Source organism: Pseudomonas sp. MSSRFD41 (assembly GCF_014230245.1).
In the GTDB taxonomy this organism is placed as follows: Bacteria; Pseudomonadota; Gammaproteobacteria; order Pseudomonadales; family Pseudomonadaceae; genus Aquipseudomonas; species Aquipseudomonas piscis.
The window spans coordinates 21,022-40,425 of record NZ_JACKZK010000001.1; the positions used below are offsets into that span (position 1 = coordinate 21,022).

Sequence of the window (19,404 nt, forward strand, 5' to 3'; positions counted from 1 at the left end):
CGATCGTCGGACGGGGCCATAACCCTCGCTCAAAGGAACACACATGGAATGGCTGACCAACCCGGAGATCTGGGTTGCCTTCTTCACCCTGACGGCCCTGGAGATCGTCCTGGGTATCGACAACATCATCATGATCTCGATCCTGGTCAGTCGCATGCCCAAGCACATGCAGGCCCGCACCCGGATCTTCGGCCTGGCCCTGGCGATGATCACGCGGATCATGCTGCTGCTGTCGATCACCTGGGTCATGCGCCTGACCGACGACCTGTTCACCGTGCTCGGCCAGGGTATCTCCGGGCGTGACCTGATCCTGTTCTTCGGTGGCCTGTTCCTGCTGTGGAAAAGCTCCCAGGAGATGTACCACGCCCTGGAAGGCGAGGATGAGTCCAACGACGAACCCAAGGGCAAGGGCGGCAACTTCATCTACACCATCATCCAGATCGCGATCATCGACATCGTGTTCTCCCTGGACTCGGTGATCACCGCGGTGGGCATGGTTTCCCACGTACCGGTGATGGTGGCGGCGATCGTCGTCGCGGTGCTGGTGATGATGCTGGCCTCGGGCACCATCAGCGAATTCATCGACAAGCACCCATCGCTGAAGATGCTCGCGCTGTCGTTCCTGCTGGTGGTCGGTACCGTACTGATCGCCGAAGCCTTCGACGTGCATGTGCCCAAGGGCTACGTATACTTCGCCATGGCCTTCTCCCTGGCGGTTGAGGTCATCAACATCAAGCTGCGCACCAACCTGGCGAAGAAGAAACAGCAGGATCCAGTGAAACTGCGCAAGGACATTCCCGGTCAATAAGCCGAATGCGCTGGAATCGCTGAAATGAAAAAGGGGCTTTCGGGCCCCTTTTGCTTACCTGAAACATGACGATTTCATAACAGTTATGTTTCAGTCACCAGAACAGCTATGCGATGCTGGCGCCCTGTGCGTTACCCGACTAAAGCTTACATACATAACCTAGAACCGCGCGCAGCAACGTCCACTGGCCCCACTTGGGGCTCTTCACCCCAGGGGGGCCGTGCATGCTGACCCTGCTCAATCTGCTTTCCGCCGTGGCCCTGCTGGTGTGGGGCACGCATATCGTGCGTACCGGGATCCTGCGGGTCTACGGTTCCAACCTGCGGCACGTGATCGGCCAGAACATGAGCCGCCGGCCGCTGGCGTTCATCGCCGGGATCCTGGTAACGGCCATGGTCCAGAGCAGCAACGCCACGGCCATGCTGGTGACCTCCTTCGTCGGCCAGGGCCTGATGGGCCTGACCCCGGCCCTGGCCACCATGCTCGGCGCCGACGTCGGTACCGCCTTGATGGCCCGGGTGCTGACCTTCGACCTGTCATGGCTGTCGCCGCTGCTGATTTTCATCGGGGTGATGTTCTTCCTCTCGCGCAAGCAGACCCGCGCCGGCCAGCTGGGCCGGGTCGGCATCGGCCTGGGCCTGATCATCCTGGCCCTGCAACTGATCGTGGAAGCCGCCGCGCCCATCACCCACGCCCAAGGCGTGAAGGTACTGTTCGCCTCGCTCACCGGCGACATCCTGCTGGATGCGCTGATGGGCGCGGTGTTCGCCATGGTCTCCTATTCCAGCCTGGCCGCCGTGCTGCTCACCGCCACCCTGGCCGGAGCCGGGGTCATTGGCCTGCCAGTGGCCATCGGCCTGGTGATCGGGGCCAATATCGGCAGCGGCGTGCTGGCCTTTCTCAGCACCAGCATGCAGAACGCCGCCGGGCGCCAGGTGGCCCTGGGCAGCCTGCTGTACAAGCTGATCGGCCTGCTGCTGATCATCCCGGTCCTCGATCCGCTGGCCCACTGGATGGACAACCTGGATTTCAGCGCCCAGGAAGTGGTGATCGGCTTCCACCTGCTCTACAACACCGCCCGTTGCCTGTTGCTGTTGCCCAGCGTCGGCCCCATGGCGCGGCTCTGCGCCTGGCTGCTGCCCGAGCGCGCCCAGGAGAATGGCCGGGCAAGACCGCGCCACCTGGACCCCACCGCCCTGGTCACGCCCAGCCTGGCCCTGGCCAACGCCGCCCGGGAAACCTTGCGCATCGGCGACCTGGTGGACAGCATGCTCGAAGCCATGGGCGACGTACTGCGCGGCAAGCAGACCGCCATCACCCAGGAACTGCGGGCCCTGAGCGACGACGTCGAGGCGCTGTACAGCGCCATCAAGCTGTACCTGGCACAGATGCCCCGCGAAGACCTCAGCGAGCAGGACAGCCGGCGCTGGGCGGAAATCATCGAGCTGGCGATCAACCTCAAGCTGGCCAGCGACCTGATCGAGCGCATGTTGCGCAAGGTCCAGCAGCAGAAGACCTCCCAGCGCCGCTCCTTCTCCGAGGTCGGCCTGGAGGAGCTGACCGGCCTGCATGCCCAGCTGATCGCCAACCTGCGCCTGGGGCTCTCGGTGTTCCTCAGCGCCGATCCGGAAAGCGCCCGGCAACTGCTGCGCGAGAAGCGCCGCTTCCGCGCCCAGGAGCGGCGCCTGGCCCACGCCCACGTCAGCCGCCTGCAACGCAAGATCGTCCAGAGCATCGAGACCAGCTCCCTGCACCTGGAACTGATCGCCGACATGAAGCGCTTGAACTCGCTGTTCTGCAGCAGCGCCTATGTGGTGTTGGAAACCTCGGATACCGGCGCGCTGGAAGTCGAGGACATGGTCGACATCACCCACTCGCCCTGAACGTCCAGGGTCATGTGCAGTCTCTACAACTTGCGCACGCCGTAAGGAAGTTCTTGTTATGCGTTGTCTGTTACTCGCCTGCCTGCTGCTGGGCAGTGCACAAGGATGGGCCCTGGATCGCTTCCAGGTCGAAGACTACACCCTGCCCAATGGCTTGCAGGTGCTGCTCAAGCCCGGCAGCGAACGCGGCCACGTGGCGATCCGCCTGGTAGTCGGCGTAGGCCTGGATGACTTCCCCTGCACCGACAAGGAACTGCCGCACCTGCTCGAGCACCTGTTGTTCAGCGGCATCGACGCCAGCGGCGAGGGCGGCCTGGAAGAACGCATGCAAGCCCTGGGCGGCGAATGGAACGCCTATACCAGCAACGCCGATACCACCTTCGTGATCGAGGCCCCGGCGCGCAACCAGCGCAAGGTCCTCGACCTGCTGCTGTCGCTACTGACCCACACTCGCCTGGACGACAAGGCCCTGGCCAGCGCCAAGCGCGTGGTGGAGCGTGAGGACGGCGGCCATTACTCGCACCTGCAACGCTGGCTCGACCGCCAGGACCTGGGCCACAAGGCCAGCAACCAGCTGGCGGTGGAACTGGGGCTCAAGTGCGCCGAGCGAGCCGAAGTCAGTCACCTGACCCTGGCCCGGCTGGAGCAGGTGCGCAAGGATTGGTACGCCCCCAACAACATGAGCCTGATCGTGGTGGGCGAACTGGATCGCCTGCTGCCCGCCTATCTGGAGCGCACCTACGGCGCCCTGGAGCCGGTGGAGCCCAGCGAACACCCGCAGCTGCCGCAAATGCAGGGCCATGCCGCAGCGGTGCGCAGCCTGATCCGTGGCTGGGTGGGGCAGAGCGCCCAATTGCACTGGCTGTTCCCCGAGCCGGTGCTGGAGCGACAGCACAGCCAGACCTTCGACCTGCTCAAGGACTACCTGGACTGGGCCCTGTACCGCCAGCTGCGCCTGGAGCATGAACTGTCCTACGGCCCCTGGAGCGATCGCGAAGTCTTCGGTGGTGTCGGGTTCCTCAGCCTCAACGCCGACCTGGAACGCGATGACCTGGACGAAGCACGGCAGGTGGTCGAGCAGTTGCGGGCACATTTGCTGAAGGACGGCCTGGACCCCGTCGCCTTCGCCCGCCTGAAGCAGGCCGCCATCGACCGCCAGGCCTGGGCGGTGCAGGGCAATAGCGCCCTGGCGGACTACTACTGGAGCGCCCTGGGGGATCTCGACGATGGGCGTTTCAGCGACCCGGCCAAGGCCCTGCGCGCCGTGACCCTGGCCCAGGCCAACCAGGCCCTGCGCCAGCTGCTGGAACAACCGGGTTACCTGCGGATCGAAAAACCCCTGCTGAGCGACGAGCAACTGCTCTGGCTGCTGGGCGGCCTGCTGGTCCTGATAGTCCTGGGTGGCGCGGGCGCCGGCCTGTGGCGCCGGCGCGCCAACCGAGCCTGGCAGGGCGCTGCATGACAGCCTGAAAAACGGCGCCGCCATGCCATCGACCGGGTCGACCCGCCCCATCCGGGAGCGGGTCGACTCCCTCGCCACGGGCCGCCACCGACGTTATCCTGTCGCGCTTTTTCCCACCCTGACCGTGACCTGCAGCCGATGCCCGACTGGAACCGACACATACAGCGCCTGCTGGAGCTGATCAAGCGCTACCCCGGGGTCATCGCACTCGGCGGCTTCATCTCGGGGGTCTGCAGTTTCATCCTGGTGGACCGGCAACAGGGCCTGGCCTCATGGATCGCCGTCATCATGCTGGTGAGCTGGGTCTGGCTGATGCTGGAAAACAGCCTGACCCAGCTGTTCGCCCAGGTTTTCAAGCGCGAGATCCCGCAGCCGCTGCTGCGCTATGCCACGCAGATGATCCACCAGGAGAGCCTGTTCTTCGTCCTGCCGTTCTTTTTCATCACCACCAGCTGGAACAGCGGCCAACTGGCGTTCACCGGGCTGCTGGGCGCTGCGGCGCTGGTGTCCATCACCGACCCGCTGTACTACAAGTGGCTGGCCCCGCGCCGCTGGTTGTTCCTGGCCCTGCATACGCTGACACTGTTCGCCGTACTGCTGACGGCGCTGCCGCTGATCCTGCACCTGACCACCGCCCAGAGCTTCAAGCTGGCCCTGGGCACCGCCATGTTGCTGTCCTTCCCGAGCCTGGCCTCGATCCTGCCGATCCGCAGTGTGCGCAGCGCCCTGACCGTGCTGTGCATCACCCTGGCCATCGGCGGCACCGGCTGGCTGCTGCGCTCCTGGGTACCACCGGCCACCCTGTGGCTGACCGAGGACGCCATCAGCACCCAGCTCCAGGACCGTACTCCAGGCGCCAGCCTGGAAACCCTCAGCGCCAGCCAGGTGCGCGGCAATGGCCTGTACGCCTACACCGCGATCAATGCGCCACGGGGCCTGGACGAGCGCATCTATCATGTCTGGCAGTTCAACGGCAGCGAGGTGGACCGCATCGCCCTGGACATCCACGGCGGGCGCAAGGAGGGTTACCGCGCCTGGTCCCGCAAGCAGAACTTCCCGGCCAACCCCGCCGGCAAATGGCAGGTCCGGGTCGTCACCGAGGACGGCCAGGTGATCGGCGTGCTGCGTTTCCAGATCGACGATCCAGATCAACAGGCGGCCAAGCCCGGCGAGGCAAAGTAATGCGGATCGTGCTATTACGTAGCACTGCAAAATGGCCATACAAGCTTGGAGCTTATGACTACCAGCGTGACGCCCGGCACCGCTCAACTGGATCTTGCCCACTCTCCGGCGCAATTGCGCATCCACGGCGACTGGACGCTGGCGCACTACAGCGACCTCAAGCGCCTCAGCCAATCCCTGGCCGGGCGCTACGATAGCGATACCCATATCGACCTCAATGGCCTCGGCGCCCTGGACACCGCCGGCGCCTCGCTGCTGGTGGAACTGCTGGGAGCCGAGCGCCTGGGACGCAGCGCCGAGCATCCGGATTGCACCCTGTCCGCCGCCGACCGCGCCCTGCTGCAAACCGTCTACAGCTCGCTGAACGACTTCTGCGTGCCGGTCAAGCAGCCGGAAGTCCCGGTGGGCATACAACTGCTCTCGCGCATCGGCGGCTCGGTCTACACCGTCTGGCACGACACCTTGAAGGCCCTGGGCTTCATCGGCCTGATCCTCGAAACCCTGGCCCGCGGCCTGTTGCATCCCAGGCGCTGGCGCATCACCCCGATGGTCGCGCATATCGAGCAGACCGGCCTGGACGCCGCGCCCATCGTCGCCTTGCTGACCTTCCTGGTGGGGGCGGTGGTGGCCTTCCTCGGCGCCACGGTGCTGGCTGGATTCGGCGCCAGCATCTTCACCGTGGACCTGGTGGCGTTTTCCTTCCTGCGCGAATTCGGCGTGCTGCTGACCGCCATCCTCATGGCCGGGCGTACCGCCAGCGCCTTCACCGCGCAGATCGGCTCGATGAAGGCCAACGAGGAAATCGACGCGATTCGCACCCTGGGCCTGGACCCCATGGAGTTGCTGGTGCTGCCTCGGGTCCTGGCGCTACTGGTGGCGCTGCCGATGCTGACCTTCCTGGCGATGCTCTCGGGCATCATCGGCGGCGGCGTGGTCTGCGCGCTGTCGCTGGACATCTCACCGGCGATGTTCCTCTCGCTGCTGCATTCGGATATCGGCGTAAAACACTTCCTTCTGGGCCTGGTGAAGGCCCCGATATTCGCCTTCCTGATCGCCGCCATCGGCTGCCTGGAGGGCTTCAAGGTCAGCGGCAGCGCCGAGTCGGTGGGGGCGCACACCACGTCCGCGGTGGTGCAGTCGATCTTCGTGGTGATCGTCATCGACGCCGTGGCCGCGCTGTTCTTCATGGAGATGGGCTGGTGAGCCGCCCGCCGCGCGCGCCCGCCGAGGCGGTGATCGAGGTTCGCGGGCTGTGCAACCGCTTCGGCCAGCAGAGCGTGCACGAGAACCTCGACCTGGACGTGTACAAGGGCGAGATCCTCGGCGTGGTCGGTGGCTCGGGCAGCGGCAAGTCGGTCTTGCTGCGCAGCATCGTCGGCCTGCGCCAGCCCAGCGAGGGTTCGGTGCGGGTATTCGGCCAGGACCTGCCGAGCTTGCCGGAGCAACAACGCTCGCTGGTGGAACGACGTTTCGGCGTGCTGTTCCAGAAGGGCGCGCTGTTCACTTCGCTGACGGTGACCGAGAACGTCGCCCTGCCACTGATCGAACACGCCGGCCTGTCGCGCGCCGACGCCGAGCACCTGGCGGCGGTGAAGCTGGCCCTGGCCGGCCTGCCGCTGTCGGCGGCGGACAAGTACCCGGCGTCGCTGTCCGGCGGCATGATCAAGCGCGCCGCCCTGGCCCGCGCCCTGGCCCTGGACCCGGACATCCTGTTTCTCGACGAGCCCACCGCCGGCCTGGACCCGGTGGGCGCCGCCGCCTTCGACCAACTGATCCTGACCCTGCGCGATGCCCTGGGCCTGAGCGTGTTCCTGGTCACCCATGACCTGGATACCCTCTACACCATCACCGACCGGGTGGCGGTACTGGCGCAGAAGAAGGTGCTGGTGGCCGATGCCATCGATATCGTCGCCGAGACGGCGGACGCCTGGATCCACGAATACTTCCACGGCCCCCGGGGCCGCGCGGCGTACCAGGCCGCGACACCGACCAACGAGGGATGATATGGAAACCCGAGCCCATCACGTACTGATCGGCCTGTTCACGGTGATCTTGGTGGCCGGCGCCTTGCTGTTCGGCCTGTGGCTGGCCAAGTCCAGCGTCGACAGCGCCTTCCAGGACTACGAGATCGTCTTCAACGAAGCGGTCAGCGGCCTGTCCCGGGGCAGCTCGGTGCAGTACAGCGGGATCAAGGTCGGCGACGTGGTCAACCTGCGCCTGGACCCCAAGGACCCGCGCCGGGTGCTGGCGCAGATCCGCCTGGGCGGCGACACGCCGATCAAGGAAGACACCCAGGCCAAGCTGGCGCTGACCGGCATCACCGGCACCTCGATCATCCAGCTCAGCGGCGGCACCCCGCAAAGCCCGCCGCTCAAGGGCAAGAACGGCCATCTGCCGAGCATCACCGCCTCGCCATCGCCCATCGCCCGGCTGCTGAACAACAGCGACGACCTGATGACCGGGGTCAACCAGCTGCTGCACAACGCCAACCAGTTGTTCTCCCCGGAGAACGTGGACCGGGTCGGCAGTACCCTGGATAACCTGCAGAAGACCACCGCCAGCATCGCCGAGCAGCGCAACGACCTGCGCCAGCTGATGCAGCAACTGGGGACCATCACCAGGCAGACCAGCGCCATGCTCGAGCAGACCACCGCGCTGATGCGCAACGCCAACGGCCTGCTCAACGACCAGGGCCGGCAAATGTTCGGCAGCGCCCAGCAGGCCATGCGCTCCCTGGAGCAAAGCAGCGCCACCCTCAACCAGCTGCTGAACGACAACCAGGACTCGCTGAGCAACGGCATGCAGGGCCTCAATGGCCTGGCGCCGGCCGTGCGCGAACTGCGCGAGACCATGAGCTCGCTGCGGGCCATCACCCGCCGCCTGGAAGCCAACCCCGGTGGTTACCTGCTGGGTAACGAGAAGAGCAAGGAGTTCACCCCATGATGCGTGCCAGCCGCCTGTTTGCCCCCCTGGCCCTGGGGACCGTCCTGGCCCTGGGTGGCTGCTCGATCCTGCCCCAGAGCGAGCCACTGGATGTCTACCGCTTGCCCGTGGGCCAGGCCAGCACTCCGGGCAAGGCCCTGCCGTGGTCGCTGCAACTGCTCAAGCCCCAGGCCAGCGACGCCTTGAACAGTGCGCGGATCGCGGTGATTCCCCAGGGCGACCTGCTCAGCAGCTACAAGGCCTCGCGCTGGACCGACCCGGCGCCGATCCTGCTGCGCAACCGGCTGCTGGACGGGTTCCAGCGCGATGGCCGGGTCCAGCTGTTGAGCACCGACGACAGCAACCTGCAGACCGACCTGGCCCTGGGCGGCGACCTGCAAGCGTTCCAGACCGAATACCAGGGCAAGGCCGCCCAGGTGGTGATACGCCTGGATGCGCGGCTGATTCGGGGTGCCGACCAGAAGATCCTCGCCAGCCGACGCTTCGAGGTACGCCAGCCGCTGGCCGAGACCCGGGTGCCGGCAGTAGTGGCCGGGTTCGGCCAGGCCAGCGACGTGCTGGCCCGCCAGGTGGTGGACTGGGCCGTGGGGCAGGGCAACCAGGTGAGGAAACGCTGAGGTCCGTGGCGCCGGCAGGCCGGCGCAGGATCAGCCGAAGAACCAGTAGCAGACGGCGATCGCCGCGACCACGCCGGCGAACTCCGCCAGCAGGGCGCAGCCCACGGCGTGCCGGACCCGCTGGATGCCCACCGCACCGAAATACACCGCCAGCACATAGAAGGTGGTTTCGGTGCTGCCCTGGATGGTCGCCGCCGCCAGTGCCGGGAAGCTGTCCACACCCTGGCTCTTCATGGTCTCGATCAGCATCGCCCGGGCCGCACTGCCCGAGAACGGCTTGACCATGGCGGTGGGCAGGGCATCGACGAAGCGCGTATCCCAACCGGCCCAGGCCACCAGGTGGCGGATTCCGTCGAGGCCGAAGTCCAGGGCGCCGGACGCCCGCAGCACGCCGATGGCGCACAGCATGGCCACCAGGTATGGCAGCAGGTTCCTGGCGACGTCGAACCCCTCCTTGGCACCCTCGACGAAGGCCTCGTAGACCTTGACCTTACGCAGCGCGCCGACCACCAGGAACAGCATGATCAGGCCGAACAGCGTCAGGTTGCCGAGGATCGACGACAGCGATGCCAGGGCCGCCGCCGACAGGCTCGCCAGCAATGCCATGAAGGCTCCCAGGGCCAGGGCACCGGGAACCAGGTAAGCCAGCACCACCGGGTCCCACAGTTTGAGGCGCTGCATCACCGCCACCGACAGCAGGCCCACCAAGGTTGAGGCGCTGGTGGCCAGCAGGATCGGCAGGAACACCAGGGTCGGGTCCGCCGCGCCTTGCTGGGCGCGGTACATGAAGATGGTCACCGGCAACAGGGTCAGGGACGAAGCGTTGAGCACCAGGAACAGGATCTGCGCGTTGCTCGCGGTGGTGGCGCTGGGGTTGAGCTCTTGCAGGGCGCGCATGGCCTTGAGGCCGATGGGCGTGGCGGCATTGTCCAGGCCCAGCCCGTTGGCGGCGAAGTTCAGGGTGATCAGGCCCAGGGCCGGATGACCCGGCGGCACTTCCGGCATCAGGCGCTTGAACAGTGGGCCGAGGACCTTGGCCAGCCACTCGACGATGCCGGCCTTCTCGGCGATCCGCAGGAAGCCCAGCCACAGGGTCAGGGTACCGAACAGCAACACCATGACCTCCACCGACAGCTTGGCCATGGCGAAGATGCTTTCCACCATGGCGGCGAAGATCCCGGCGTTGCCCCCCACCAGCCACTGCGCCAGGGCGGAAACGGTTGCAACGATAAAGAAGCCAAGCCACAGGCCATTGAGCATCGGTCATATCCCTCGGAAGATGCGGCGAATGATAGCGGGGGCTGCAGAAACGACAAACCCCGGATCGACCGGGGTTTGTCTGTTGCGCGGGCCCACCGGGTTGGTGGGCGAGCGTCAGGGGTCTCAGCCCTTGGAGATCTCGCCGGCTGGCAGCTTCTCCTTGCTGCGCCAGTGCGGCAGGGAGTTCCAGTAGCGCTGGCCCTTGGCCTCGTCGTACATGCCTTCCCAACGAGCGATCACCAGCACCGCCAGGGCGTTGCCGATCACGTTCAGGGCGGTACGCGCCATGTCCATCACACGGTCGACACCGGCGATGAAGGCCAGGCCTTCCAGCGGGATGCCGACGCTGCCCAGGGTGGCCAGCAGGACCACGAAGGACACGCCCGGAACCCCGGCGATGCCCTTGGAGGTGACCATCAGGGTCAGGACCAGCAGCAGCTGCTGGCTGATGGACAGGTCGATGCCGTACAGCTGGGCGATGAAGATCGCCGCAATGCTCTGGTACAGGGTCGAACCGTCGAGGTTGAAGGAGTAGCCGGTAGGCACCACGAAGCTGCAGATCGCCTTCGGCGCGCCGTAGGCTTCCATCTTCTCGATCACTCGCGGCAGCACGGTTTCTGAGCTGGCGGTGGAGTAGGCGAGCACCAGCTCATCCTTGAAGATGCGCATCAGCTTGATCACCGAGAAGCCGAACAGGCGTGCGATCAGGCCCAGGACCACGAAGGCGAAGAAGGCGATGGCCACGTAGACCAGGATCACCAGCTTGGCCAGCGGCAGCAGCGAGGCGAAACCGAAGTTGGCGACGGTCACCGCGATCAGTGCGAATACGCCGATGGGGGCGTAGTTCATGATCATGTGGGTGACTTTGAACATGGTTTCCGAAACGCCCTGGAACATCTTCACCAAGGGCTCGCGCAGGTCGGCCTGCAGGCTCGACAGGCCCAGGCCGAACAGCACCGAGAAGAAGATGATCGGCAGCATCTCGCCACGGGCCATGGCCGCGAAGATGTTCGACGGAATCAGGTTGAGGATGGTCTCGATGAAGGCGTGTTCATGCTGCACTTCGGCCGCGGTGGCCTGGTACTTGGAGATGTCCACGGTGCCCAGGGTGCTCATGTCGATGCCTGCGCCCGGATGGAACAGGTTGGCCAGCAGCAGGCCGACGACGATGGCGATGGTGGTCACGATCTCGAAGTAGATGATGGTCTTGAGGCCGATGCGGCCCAGTTTCTTGGCGTCGCCGACACCGGCGATGCCGACCACCAGCGAGGAGATGACGATCGGGATCACGATCATCTTGATCAAGCGGATAAAGATATCGCCCGCAGGTTGCAGGACGTTGCTAATCCACCAGGCCTTTTCAGCGCTGAAATGATTGAGCAGTGCGCCGATCGCAATACCCAGGACCAGACCGATGAGGATCTGCCAGGCGAGGCTTATTTTGGCCTTCTTCATATCATTACCCTTACTTAAGTTGGTCTCGGGCAGATGCGCGAACTGCAACGCTCAATGGCGGAAAAGTCTGTGCATCGGCCCCCGTATAAGGTCATCCCGAGCGAGCAATGACGACTCTGCGCGGGCGAAAAAAGGCGCAACTATTCCGATGCAAGGGGGGCGCGTCTAATGCCGTAAACGCCTACCCCATGCCGAATCGGCATGAGTTTTTCGAAACAAAATGAGCGTCCCAACCGGTTCGAATACGACATTTCGGCAGGCCAGAATACCGTGAAACGGCCATTTCAGGCGGTGTCCGGGCTTGTCGGAAGGGTCAGGAAAGGTCTAAAAAAATTTAGGAATCTTCTGTTTCGGGTGCCCTCGAGCCTTCCGGATTTTCCGGAAAGTTTCTCGATATACGGTCGCAGAGAAATACCAGGTAACGTTTGACCGGCGTCAAAGGAAGATTTTTCAGTTCGCACTGTGGGTTTTCTTGCCAAGGGCTCTAGATCGGGTCTTTTTCCTGTCCAAGCACGCCGCAAGCTCGTCAGGTCGATGCCGACCTGGGAGCTTGCGCCGCCGCTTTTTCCTGACCCGGCCCTTGCGGAGGCACTCCCTGTACCCCTAGGTCACTCCGATCTCCAGTGGATCAGAACGTCCCGGCCCCCTGGTCATGCACAAGCCCTCCTCGGGTCGTGCAACAGCCGAAAGCGCACCAGGCCCTTTCGTCTATTCGACTGACCCGGACTCAATACCAGTTCGGGTCCTTTCTCAGCTGCTCTTTAAGCAATTCCTGCATACCGGGCTCGGGCTTGCCGAGAAACCGGTAGTTGGCATGCCGGGTGGGCGACTTGTCGGCGGGCAGCCCCGCAGGCACTTCCACCAGCAAGGCGTAGGCATGCTTTTTATCGAAACCGAAGGCCACGATCAGGCGCTGGCTGCGACAACTCTGGGCGGTTTCGCACAGGGGCCCCACCAGGTACTTGTCGCCATCCTCCTGCACTGCATTCATTTGCTCGGCCTCGCCCGACAGGTTCATCACCCACTCGGGGAGGCGCTCTTCCTTTTGCACGACGTCTTGCCAGGTCTTACGGAACTGTGGATCCGAGTTCAGCAGTTGGTTGGCGCGTGCCTGGCCGTCGTTGGCTGCGCTCGCCAGGGTACTGGCGCCCAGCAGCACGACAGCGGCCAGGGTCTTATAGGAGAACCCCATGGTCAGCCCCGGCCGCGACGGCCAAAGAAGAACGAAGCGATGAACATCACCAGGAACACCACGAAGAGGATCTTGGCGATCCCGGTGGCAGTACCCGCAATACCACCGAACCCCAGAACGGCAGCGACGATGGCGATGATCAGGAATGTGATTGCCCAACTCAGCATGATGATTCTCCTTACTTTTCTCTATTGGAAACGCTACCTGCATGGCAGTCGACGCCGCCGCAGGGCAGGCACCACCGTGGTGCCCAGGCCGTCTAGAACACCCAACGCTCGTCGCGGGACAACTCGAGCACCGGCTGCGCCTGGTCGACGGTCATCAGGTGTGCAAGGGGGGCTTCGGCGAACGGGCTGTTCACCGGGGCGAAATGGGTCTGGGCCATATGCTGGACCACCACACGGGGAGCCTGCGCCTCGCTGTCTTGCCAGCGCTGCAATTGCTGCCCGGCAATCAGGGTGACCAGCAGGGCAAGGCTGGCGAACAGGCCTTGTTGCAAGTGCCGCGGCGCGATACGCATTTGGGCGAGACGTTGGCGATTCATCCTGAAATACCTCCCACAGCGGTTGAGATGTTGTTATGCGACTTGGGAGAGGTATTGCAGGCGGCATGCCAGCTTTGTGACAAATGAAAATACCAATAAAATCATATAGTTATTAATATTCATCGAAACCTGATGAGACGCATCCTGCACGATGCCCGCTTGCCGGGCCGTGCGAAATGCACGATCTCCTCGTGCAGAATCGAATACCTTCCAGCTTGCGATGGGAACTTTGCCGAATGGCGAGCGGCCTGATACAGACCGACATCTGAGCAGTACCGCCCCATTATTGAAAACATCATTTGTTTCAGTGGGTTAGCTATTCGTCTCGCAGAGATCTAACCTGCAAGCCACAGAATGGATCAGAATCAACCTTGCAACTTGCCCGATTTTTCCGGGACTAAATAAAGATCGTTCATTTAAGGAGCCTGGGAAAAATGGAGTCAGCGCCGGAAAATCAAGGCCGCATCCTGTTGGTGGATGATGAATCCGCCATCCTTCGCACCTTTCGTTATTGCCTGGAGGATGAGGGTTATACCGTCGCCACCGCCAACAGCGCGGCCCAGGCGGATGCCTTGTTGCAACGCCAGGTGTTCGACCTGTGCTTCCTCGACTTGCGCCTGGGCGAAGACAACGGTCTCGACGTCCTGGCCCAGATGCGCATCCAGGCTCCCTGGATGCGGGTGGTGATCGTCACCGCCCACTCCGCCGTGGATACCGCGGTGGACGCGATCCAGGCCGGCGCGGCCGACTACCTGGTCAAGCCCTGCAGCCCCGATCAATTGCGCCTGGCCACCGCCAAGCAGCTGGAGGTGCGCCAGCTCTCGGCGCGCCTGGAAGCCCTGGAAGGCGAAGTGCGTAAATCCAGCGATGGCCTGGACTCCCACAGCCCCGCCATGAAGGTGGTGCTGGAAACCGCTCGCCAGGTGGCCAGCACCGACGCCAATATCCTCATCCTCGGCGAGTCCGGCACCGGCAAGGGCGAGCTGGCCCGGGCCATCCATGGCTGGAGCAAGCGCGCGAAGAAATCCTGCGTAACCATCAACTGCCCGTCGCTGACCGCCGAACTGATGGAAAGCGAACTGTTCGGCCACAGCCGGGGGGCTTTCACCGGCGCCAGCGAAAGTACCCTGGGCCGGGTCAACCAGGCCGACGGCGGAACCCTGTTCCTCGACGAGATCGGCGACTTCCCGCTGACCCTGCAACCCAAGCTGCTGCGCTTCATCCAGGACAAGGAATACGAGCGCGTCGGCGATCCGGTGACCCGTCGGGCCGACGTACGCATCCTCGCCGCCACCAACCTCAACCTGGAAGACATGGTGCGCGACGGGCGCTTTCGCGAAGACCTGCTGTACCGCCTGAACGTCATCACCTTGCACCTGCCGCCGTTGCGCGAACGCAGCGAGGACATCCTGACCCTGGCCGATCGTTTCCTTGCACGCTTCGTCAAGGAATACTCGCGGCCGGCCCGCGGCTTCAGCGACGAGGCCCGGGAAGCGCTGCTCAACTACCGCTGGCCGGGCAATATCCGTGAACTGCGCAACGTGGTGGAACGCGCGAGCATCATCTGCCCCCAGGAGCGAGTGGAAATCAGCCACCTGGGCATGGCCGAGCAGCCCACCAACAACGCCCCACGGATCGGCGCCGCGCTGAGCCTGGACGAACTGGAGAAGGCCCATATCGGCGCGGTACTGGCCACCAGCGACACCCTGGACCAGGCCGCCAGGACCCTGGGCATCGACGCTTCGACGCTGTATCGCAAGCGCAAGCAGTACAACCTATGAACAGGACCTCATGAAGCTCGCGATCAAACTGCGGACCCGGCTGTTTCTCAGCATCTCCGCCCTGATCACCGTGGCCTTGCTCGGCCTGGTGCTGGGGCTGGTCAGTGTGATGCAGATGGCCAGTACCCAGGAATCGCTGATCCGCAACAACTTCATCACCCTGGACCTGGGGCTCAAGCTGCGCCAGACCCTCGGCGACCAACTGATCCTCATGCTCGGCAACAAGCCCGATCCGGCGGCCCTGGAAGCGTCCCGACAGCACTACCTGGAATTGCTCGACCAGGGCATCGCCCATGAACAGCAACAAAAGGAACAGAATGGCTTTCAGCAGGCGCGCCGCGACTACGTCAGCTTCTTCGAGGCTTTCGAGCACAGCACCTCCAGCCTGAGTAACAACGACGAGTTGACCGAACGCTTCAATACCTTGCGCGGTGGCTTGATCAACGAACACAAGCGCGCCCTGGACAACATCAGCGAAGTGGAGCACCAGACCCGTGGCCGGGCGCTGCTGGTGGCCGGCCTGCTGGGGCTGGTGGGCCTGGCGGTGCTGATCATCGGCTTCATTACCGCCCACTCCATCGCCCGGCGCTTCGGCGGCCCGATCGAGGCCCTGGCCAAGGCGGCGGACAAGATCAGCCAGGGCAATTTCGACGTCACCCTGCCAATCTCCGGGCCGGCGGAAATGAACCTGCTGGCGCGGCGCTTCGGGATCATGGCCGAAGTCCTGCGCCAGCATCAGGCCACCAATGTCGATGAACTGCTGGCCGGCCAGCAACGCCTGCAGGCGGTACTCGATAGCATCGACGACGGTTTGCTGATGATCGACCGCCAGGGTCGGCTGGAGCACCTCAACCCGGTGGCCCAGCGCCAGCTCGGCTGGGACCAGGAGCGCCTTGGCCAAGGCTTGGGAAGCGCCTTGCAACGCCCGGAGCTGGACGAGCAGCTACAGCTGGTGCTGCGCGGCGGCAACCTGGAACGGGCGCCGGAGGACCTGGATATCGAGGTCGACGGCGAAGCACGCCTGCTGACCTACAGCCTGACTCCGGTGTGCCATACCCAGGGGCATATCCTCGGAGCGGTGATGGTGCTGCACGATGTCACCGAGCAGCGGGCCTTCGAGCGCGTGCGCAGCGAGTTCGTGCTGCGCGCCTCCCACGAGCTGCGCACCCCGGTCACCGGCATGCACATGGCCTTCGGACTGCTCCAGGAGCGCCTGCACTTTGCCGAGGAGTCCCGGGAAACCGACCTGCTCAATACCGTCAACGAAGAAATGCAGCGCTTGATGCAACTGATCAACGACCTGTTGAACTTCTCCCGCTACCAGAACGGCCTGCAAAAACTGACCCTCGCGCCCTGCTCCCTGGACGAGTTGCTGGAGCAGACCCAGTGGCGCTTCAGCGAGCAGGCACAACAACAGGATATAGCGCTGCTGCTGGAGATCCAGGCACCGCTGCCGCGCCTGCATGCCGACCGCCCGCAACTGGAACGGGTCCTGGACAACCTGGTGGGCAACGCCTTGCGCCACACCGCCAGCGGCGGGCAGATCCGCCTGCAGGCCCGGCGCCACGGCGAACGGGTGATCATCAGCGTCGAGGACAACGGCGAAGGCATCGCCTATGGCCAGCAGGGGCGGATCTTCGAACCTTTCGTCCAGGTGGGGCGCAAGAAGGGCGGCGCCGGCCTGGGGCTGGCGTTGTGCAAGGAAATCGTCCAGCTCCATGGCGGGCGCATGGGCGTTTACTCACGGCCCGGGCAGGGCACCCAGTTCTACCTGGCGCTGCCGCTCTAGGGCTCAGGCTTCATCGTCCAGGCGCCTGGCCACCAGGCGTCGGCCACGGGTGATCAACTCGGTGAACTGCAAGGCGCTCAGGGCATGGGCGAACAGCCAGCCCTGGCCGAAGCTCACGCCTTCGCTGCTCAGCAGCACGGCCTGCTCCTCGCACTCGATGCCTTCGGCGATCACCTTGAGTTTCAAGGCATGGGCCATGCGGATGATGTGCGGCGCCACACCGCTGCTGGCGGCGTCGTGGCCAAGGGCGTCGACGAACGCCTTGTCGATCTTCAGGCAATCCACCGGCAGGTTCTGCAGGTAGGCCAGGCTGCAGTATCCCGTGCCGAAGTCATCGATCAGCACCTTGTGCCCGACATCCCGCAGGGCTTGCAGGTTGTTGCGCGCCACCACCACGTCGATCAACCCACGCTCGGTCACCTCGAAGGCGATCTGCCGCGCCGCGACCCGGTGCAGCGCCAGCAGCCTGGCCATGACCCGGCCGACACGCGGCACCATCACGTCACAGGCCGCCAGGTTGACCGAGATATACAGTTGCGGATTGGCCCGCAGCACATGCCCCAGTTGCTCCAGCAGGCGTTGCAGGACGAAATCGGTGATCTGGCGGATCTGCCCGGTGTTTTCCGCCAAGGGGATGAACAGGTCGGGGCTGGTCAAGGTGCCGTCCGGACGCCGCCAGCGCAGCAGCGCCTCGGCCCCCACGCACAACCGGCTGTTCAGGTCGAAGATCGGTTGGTACAGCACCTGCAGCTCGCCACGGTGCAAGGCCCCCTGCAATTCGGCCCCCAGGGACTGGCGCTGGCGCGCCAACTGATACACCAGGGCACCGATGAACAGCGCCAGCAGCAGGCTGGTCGGCAGCAGCCACCACCAGCCATCGAGCAACTCGGCCTGCATGCTGGCCCGTGGCGTGATCAGCACCAGTTGGTATTCGGGATTACGGGTCGGCATGCGGTACACCAACAAGTCGCGGGTCACCTGCAACGGCCGGCTGCGATCGTCCTGCCAGGGTTGCGCCGGCGGCCAGGAACGGGCCTGGCCCAGTACCGGTATGGCCCGGGCACCGTGGTCGACCACCACCATCAGGCTACCGCCGGGCGGCAGGTCGACCACGTCGGTCAGGTGTCCGCGTGAGGTGGCGACGCGGAAATTGCCCCGGCCGAGCATCAGCGCCGCCAGGTTTTCGTTGGGCTGGGCGGAGGTATTGAGCCAGTAGCTGTAGGTGGGTCCGCGGATGTCCGCCGGCCGGGGAGAAGTCGCAAGGTTCTGCCGGGGCCAATTGGAGCAGGTCTGGTCGGCATCCATGTAGGCCGCCTCGTAGATGAAGCGATAGTTGAAGCTGACCTGTTGCAGCACGGCAGTCATGTCCGCGCTGCACCCACGCAGCGGCTGCGCTTCCAGGGTGTCCAGGCCCTCGCGCAGTTGCCTGAAGAGCTGCTCCAGGCGCTCCAGGAACCGCCGGCCCTGGGCGTTCATCTGCTCGCTTTCGCGCTGCTGGACCTCGTGCATGGCCACCCCGATGCTGCACAGCATCAGCACCGCCGCGCTCAGGACAGCCGCCAGCATCGCCAGCAACCAGGGGCGATAAAACCAGGTGCGCGGGGTCTCGCGGGCGGCCGGCATCATGGAAGATCCGAAGGATTACCAATGAGTTATAGCAACTGATTGGGCCATCGGCGCGGACCGTCCGGCGGCGTCATTATTTTGTCTGGTTGAGGACCTGCAGGATCGCCGCGCTCTCGGCGTCCGGGGTGCCATCGAAACGACCTGGCCGGTAGTGCATCTGGAAGGCCGCCAGGACATGCCGGGTGGCCACGTCCAGCTCGCCGGTCTGCGGGGTGGCATAGCCCAGCCGCGCCAACTGTTGCTGGAACCAACCGATGCTCGGCAGGTTGACCGCATAGAACGCTTGCTGGCGTGCCACGGCCTGGGCATCGGGCCACAGGCCCAGGCCAGCTTCGGCCAGGCGCTTCCAGGGGAACAGCGGGCCCGGGTCGAGCTTGCGTAGCGGCGCGATGTCGCTGTGGCCGATGATGTGCCGCGGGGAAATATTGTTGCGCTTGCTGATGTCCTTGAGCAGCACGATCAGGTTCTGGATCTGCGCCTCGCTGTAGGGGTACCACAGGCGCCCATTGGGGCCATCGCGAAAACCCGGGTTGACGATCTCGATGCCGATGGAGCTGGAGTTGAGCCAGGTCCGGCCTTGCCACTGACTCTCACCGGCATGCCAGGCGCGGTATTGCTCGTCCACCAGCTTGTAGATGGTGGCGGACTTGTCGTCGCCGATCAGGTAGTGGCTGCTGACCTGCCCGTGGGTCAGCAGGGCCAGGGAGCGCTCCATGGATGCCGAGGTGTAGTGGACGATGATGAACTGGGCACGCTGGTCGTAATTGACCGAGGGGTGGCTGGTGTCGATACGCGGGCCGCTGGCGCAGCCGGCGAGCATCAACAGGAAGCAGAAGGCAAGGACAGGGACTTTCATGGCAGG

The 19,404-nt window shown here is 64.5% G+C and carries 17 protein-coding genes; 10 read left to right on the plus strand and 7 right to left on the minus strand.

Annotated features, from left to right (window positions below):
* The first annotated feature begins 43 nt into the window (after positions 1-43).
* From H7A76_RS00105 to H7A76_RS00140, 8 genes are all read left to right on the plus strand, one after another.
* A complete protein-coding gene (locus H7A76_RS00105) occupies positions 44-808 on the plus strand; it encodes a TerC family protein (protein WP_185696666.1) in 765 nt (254 codons plus the stop codon).
* 224 nt (positions 809-1,032) lie between these two features.
* On the plus strand, positions 1,033-2,691 hold the full coding sequence (locus tag H7A76_RS00110; RefSeq protein ID WP_185696667.1) for a Na/Pi cotransporter family protein: 1,659 nt from the start codon (positions 1,033-1,035) through the stop codon (positions 2,689-2,691).
* Between the two features lie 58 nt (positions 2,692-2,749).
* Positions 2,750-4,153 carry a pitrilysin family protein gene (locus H7A76_RS00115; protein WP_185696668.1) on the plus strand — a complete coding sequence of 468 codons (1,404 nt, stop codon included), beginning with the start codon at positions 2,750-2,752 and terminating at the stop codon, positions 4,151-4,153.
* Positions 4,154-4,291: 138 nt separating this feature from the next.
* Positions 4,292-5,335: a DUF5924 family protein gene (locus H7A76_RS00120; protein WP_185696669.1), complete on the plus strand. Its 1,044-nt coding sequence runs from the start codon at positions 4,292-4,294 to the stop codon at positions 5,333-5,335.
* A gap of 54 nt (positions 5,336-5,389) precedes the next feature.
* Positions 5,390-6,538, plus strand: coding sequence for an ABC transporter permease (locus tag H7A76_RS00125; protein ID WP_185696670.1), 1,149 nt, complete (start codon positions 5,390-5,392; stop codon positions 6,536-6,538).
* Positions 6,535-7,338, plus strand: coding sequence for an ATP-binding cassette domain-containing protein (locus tag H7A76_RS00130; protein WP_185696671.1), 804 nt, complete (start codon positions 6,535-6,537; stop codon positions 7,336-7,338). The genes H7A76_RS00125 and H7A76_RS00130 overlap by 4 nt, the downstream gene beginning before the upstream one ends.
* A 1-nt stretch (position 7,339) precedes the next feature.
* Complete coding sequence (locus H7A76_RS00135; RefSeq protein ID WP_185696672.1) at positions 7,340-8,278, plus strand: MlaD family protein; 939 nt, start codon at positions 7,340-7,342, stop codon at positions 8,276-8,278.
* The gene (locus tag H7A76_RS00140) at positions 8,275-8,895 is read left to right on the plus strand and encodes an ABC-type transport auxiliary lipoprotein family protein (protein WP_185696673.1); all 621 of its coding nucleotides are present in this window, start codon (positions 8,275-8,277) and stop codon (positions 8,893-8,895) included. The genes H7A76_RS00135 and H7A76_RS00140 overlap by 4 nt, the downstream gene beginning before the upstream one ends.
* Before the next feature lie 30 nt (positions 8,896-8,925).
* On the opposite strand, the gene H7A76_RS00145 is transcribed toward H7A76_RS00140, so the two are convergent.
* The 5 genes from H7A76_RS00145 to H7A76_RS00165 form a co-directional block, all read right to left on the minus strand.
* Entirely contained in the window at positions 8,926-10,155 is a 1,230-nt protein-coding gene (locus H7A76_RS00145; protein WP_185696674.1) for a nucleoside recognition domain-containing protein, read from the minus strand.
* Between the two features lie 123 nt (positions 10,156-10,278).
* On the minus strand, positions 10,279-11,610 hold the full coding sequence (gene gltP / locus H7A76_RS00150; RefSeq protein ID WP_185696675.1) for a glutamate/aspartate:proton symporter GltP: 1,332 nt from the start codon (positions 11,608-11,610) through the stop codon (positions 10,279-10,281).
* 727 nt (positions 11,611-12,337) lie between these two features.
* Positions 12,338-12,802 (minus strand): inhibitor of vertebrate lysozyme family protein, encoded by a 465-nt coding sequence (locus H7A76_RS00155; protein ID WP_085593908.1) that lies wholly within the window; start codon positions 12,800-12,802, stop codon positions 12,338-12,340.
* A gap of 2 nt (positions 12,803-12,804) precedes the next feature.
* Complete coding sequence (locus tag H7A76_RS00160) at positions 12,805-12,969, minus strand: DUF1328 domain-containing protein (protein ID WP_003170804.1); 165 nt, start codon at positions 12,967-12,969, stop codon at positions 12,805-12,807.
* A gap of 92 nt (positions 12,970-13,061) precedes the next feature.
* Complete coding sequence (locus H7A76_RS00165; protein WP_185696676.1) at positions 13,062-13,346, minus strand: hypothetical protein; 285 nt, start codon at positions 13,344-13,346, stop codon at positions 13,062-13,064.
* A 434-nt stretch (positions 13,347-13,780) separates the two neighbouring features.
* On the opposite strand from H7A76_RS00165, the gene algB reads away from it, so the two are divergent.
* Both algB and H7A76_RS00175 read left to right on the plus strand, forming a co-directional pair.
* On the plus strand, positions 13,781-15,127 hold the full coding sequence (gene algB / locus H7A76_RS00170; RefSeq protein WP_185696677.1) for a sigma-54-dependent response regulator transcription factor AlgB: 1,347 nt from the start codon (positions 13,781-13,783) through the stop codon (positions 15,125-15,127).
* A gap of 10 nt (positions 15,128-15,137) precedes the next feature.
* The gene (locus H7A76_RS00175) at positions 15,138-16,916 is read left to right on the plus strand and encodes a KinB sensor domain-containing domain (RefSeq protein WP_185696678.1); all 1,779 of its coding nucleotides are present in this window, start codon (positions 15,138-15,140) and stop codon (positions 16,914-16,916) included.
* Between the two features lie 3 nt (positions 16,917-16,919).
* On the opposite strand, the gene H7A76_RS00180 is transcribed toward H7A76_RS00175, so the two are convergent.
* Together H7A76_RS00180 and H7A76_RS00185 are read right to left on the minus strand one after the other, a co-directional pair.
* The gene (locus H7A76_RS00180) at positions 16,920-18,542 is read right to left on the minus strand and encodes an EAL domain-containing protein (RefSeq protein ID WP_260497881.1); all 1,623 of its coding nucleotides are present in this window, start codon (positions 18,540-18,542) and stop codon (positions 16,920-16,922) included.
* A gap of 73 nt (positions 18,543-18,615) precedes the next feature.
* The gene (locus H7A76_RS00185; protein ID WP_185696679.1) at positions 18,616-19,398 is read right to left on the minus strand and encodes an N-acetylmuramoyl-L-alanine amidase; all 783 of its coding nucleotides are present in this window, start codon (positions 19,396-19,398) and stop codon (positions 18,616-18,618) included.
* Positions 19,399-19,404: the final 6 nt, after the last annotated feature.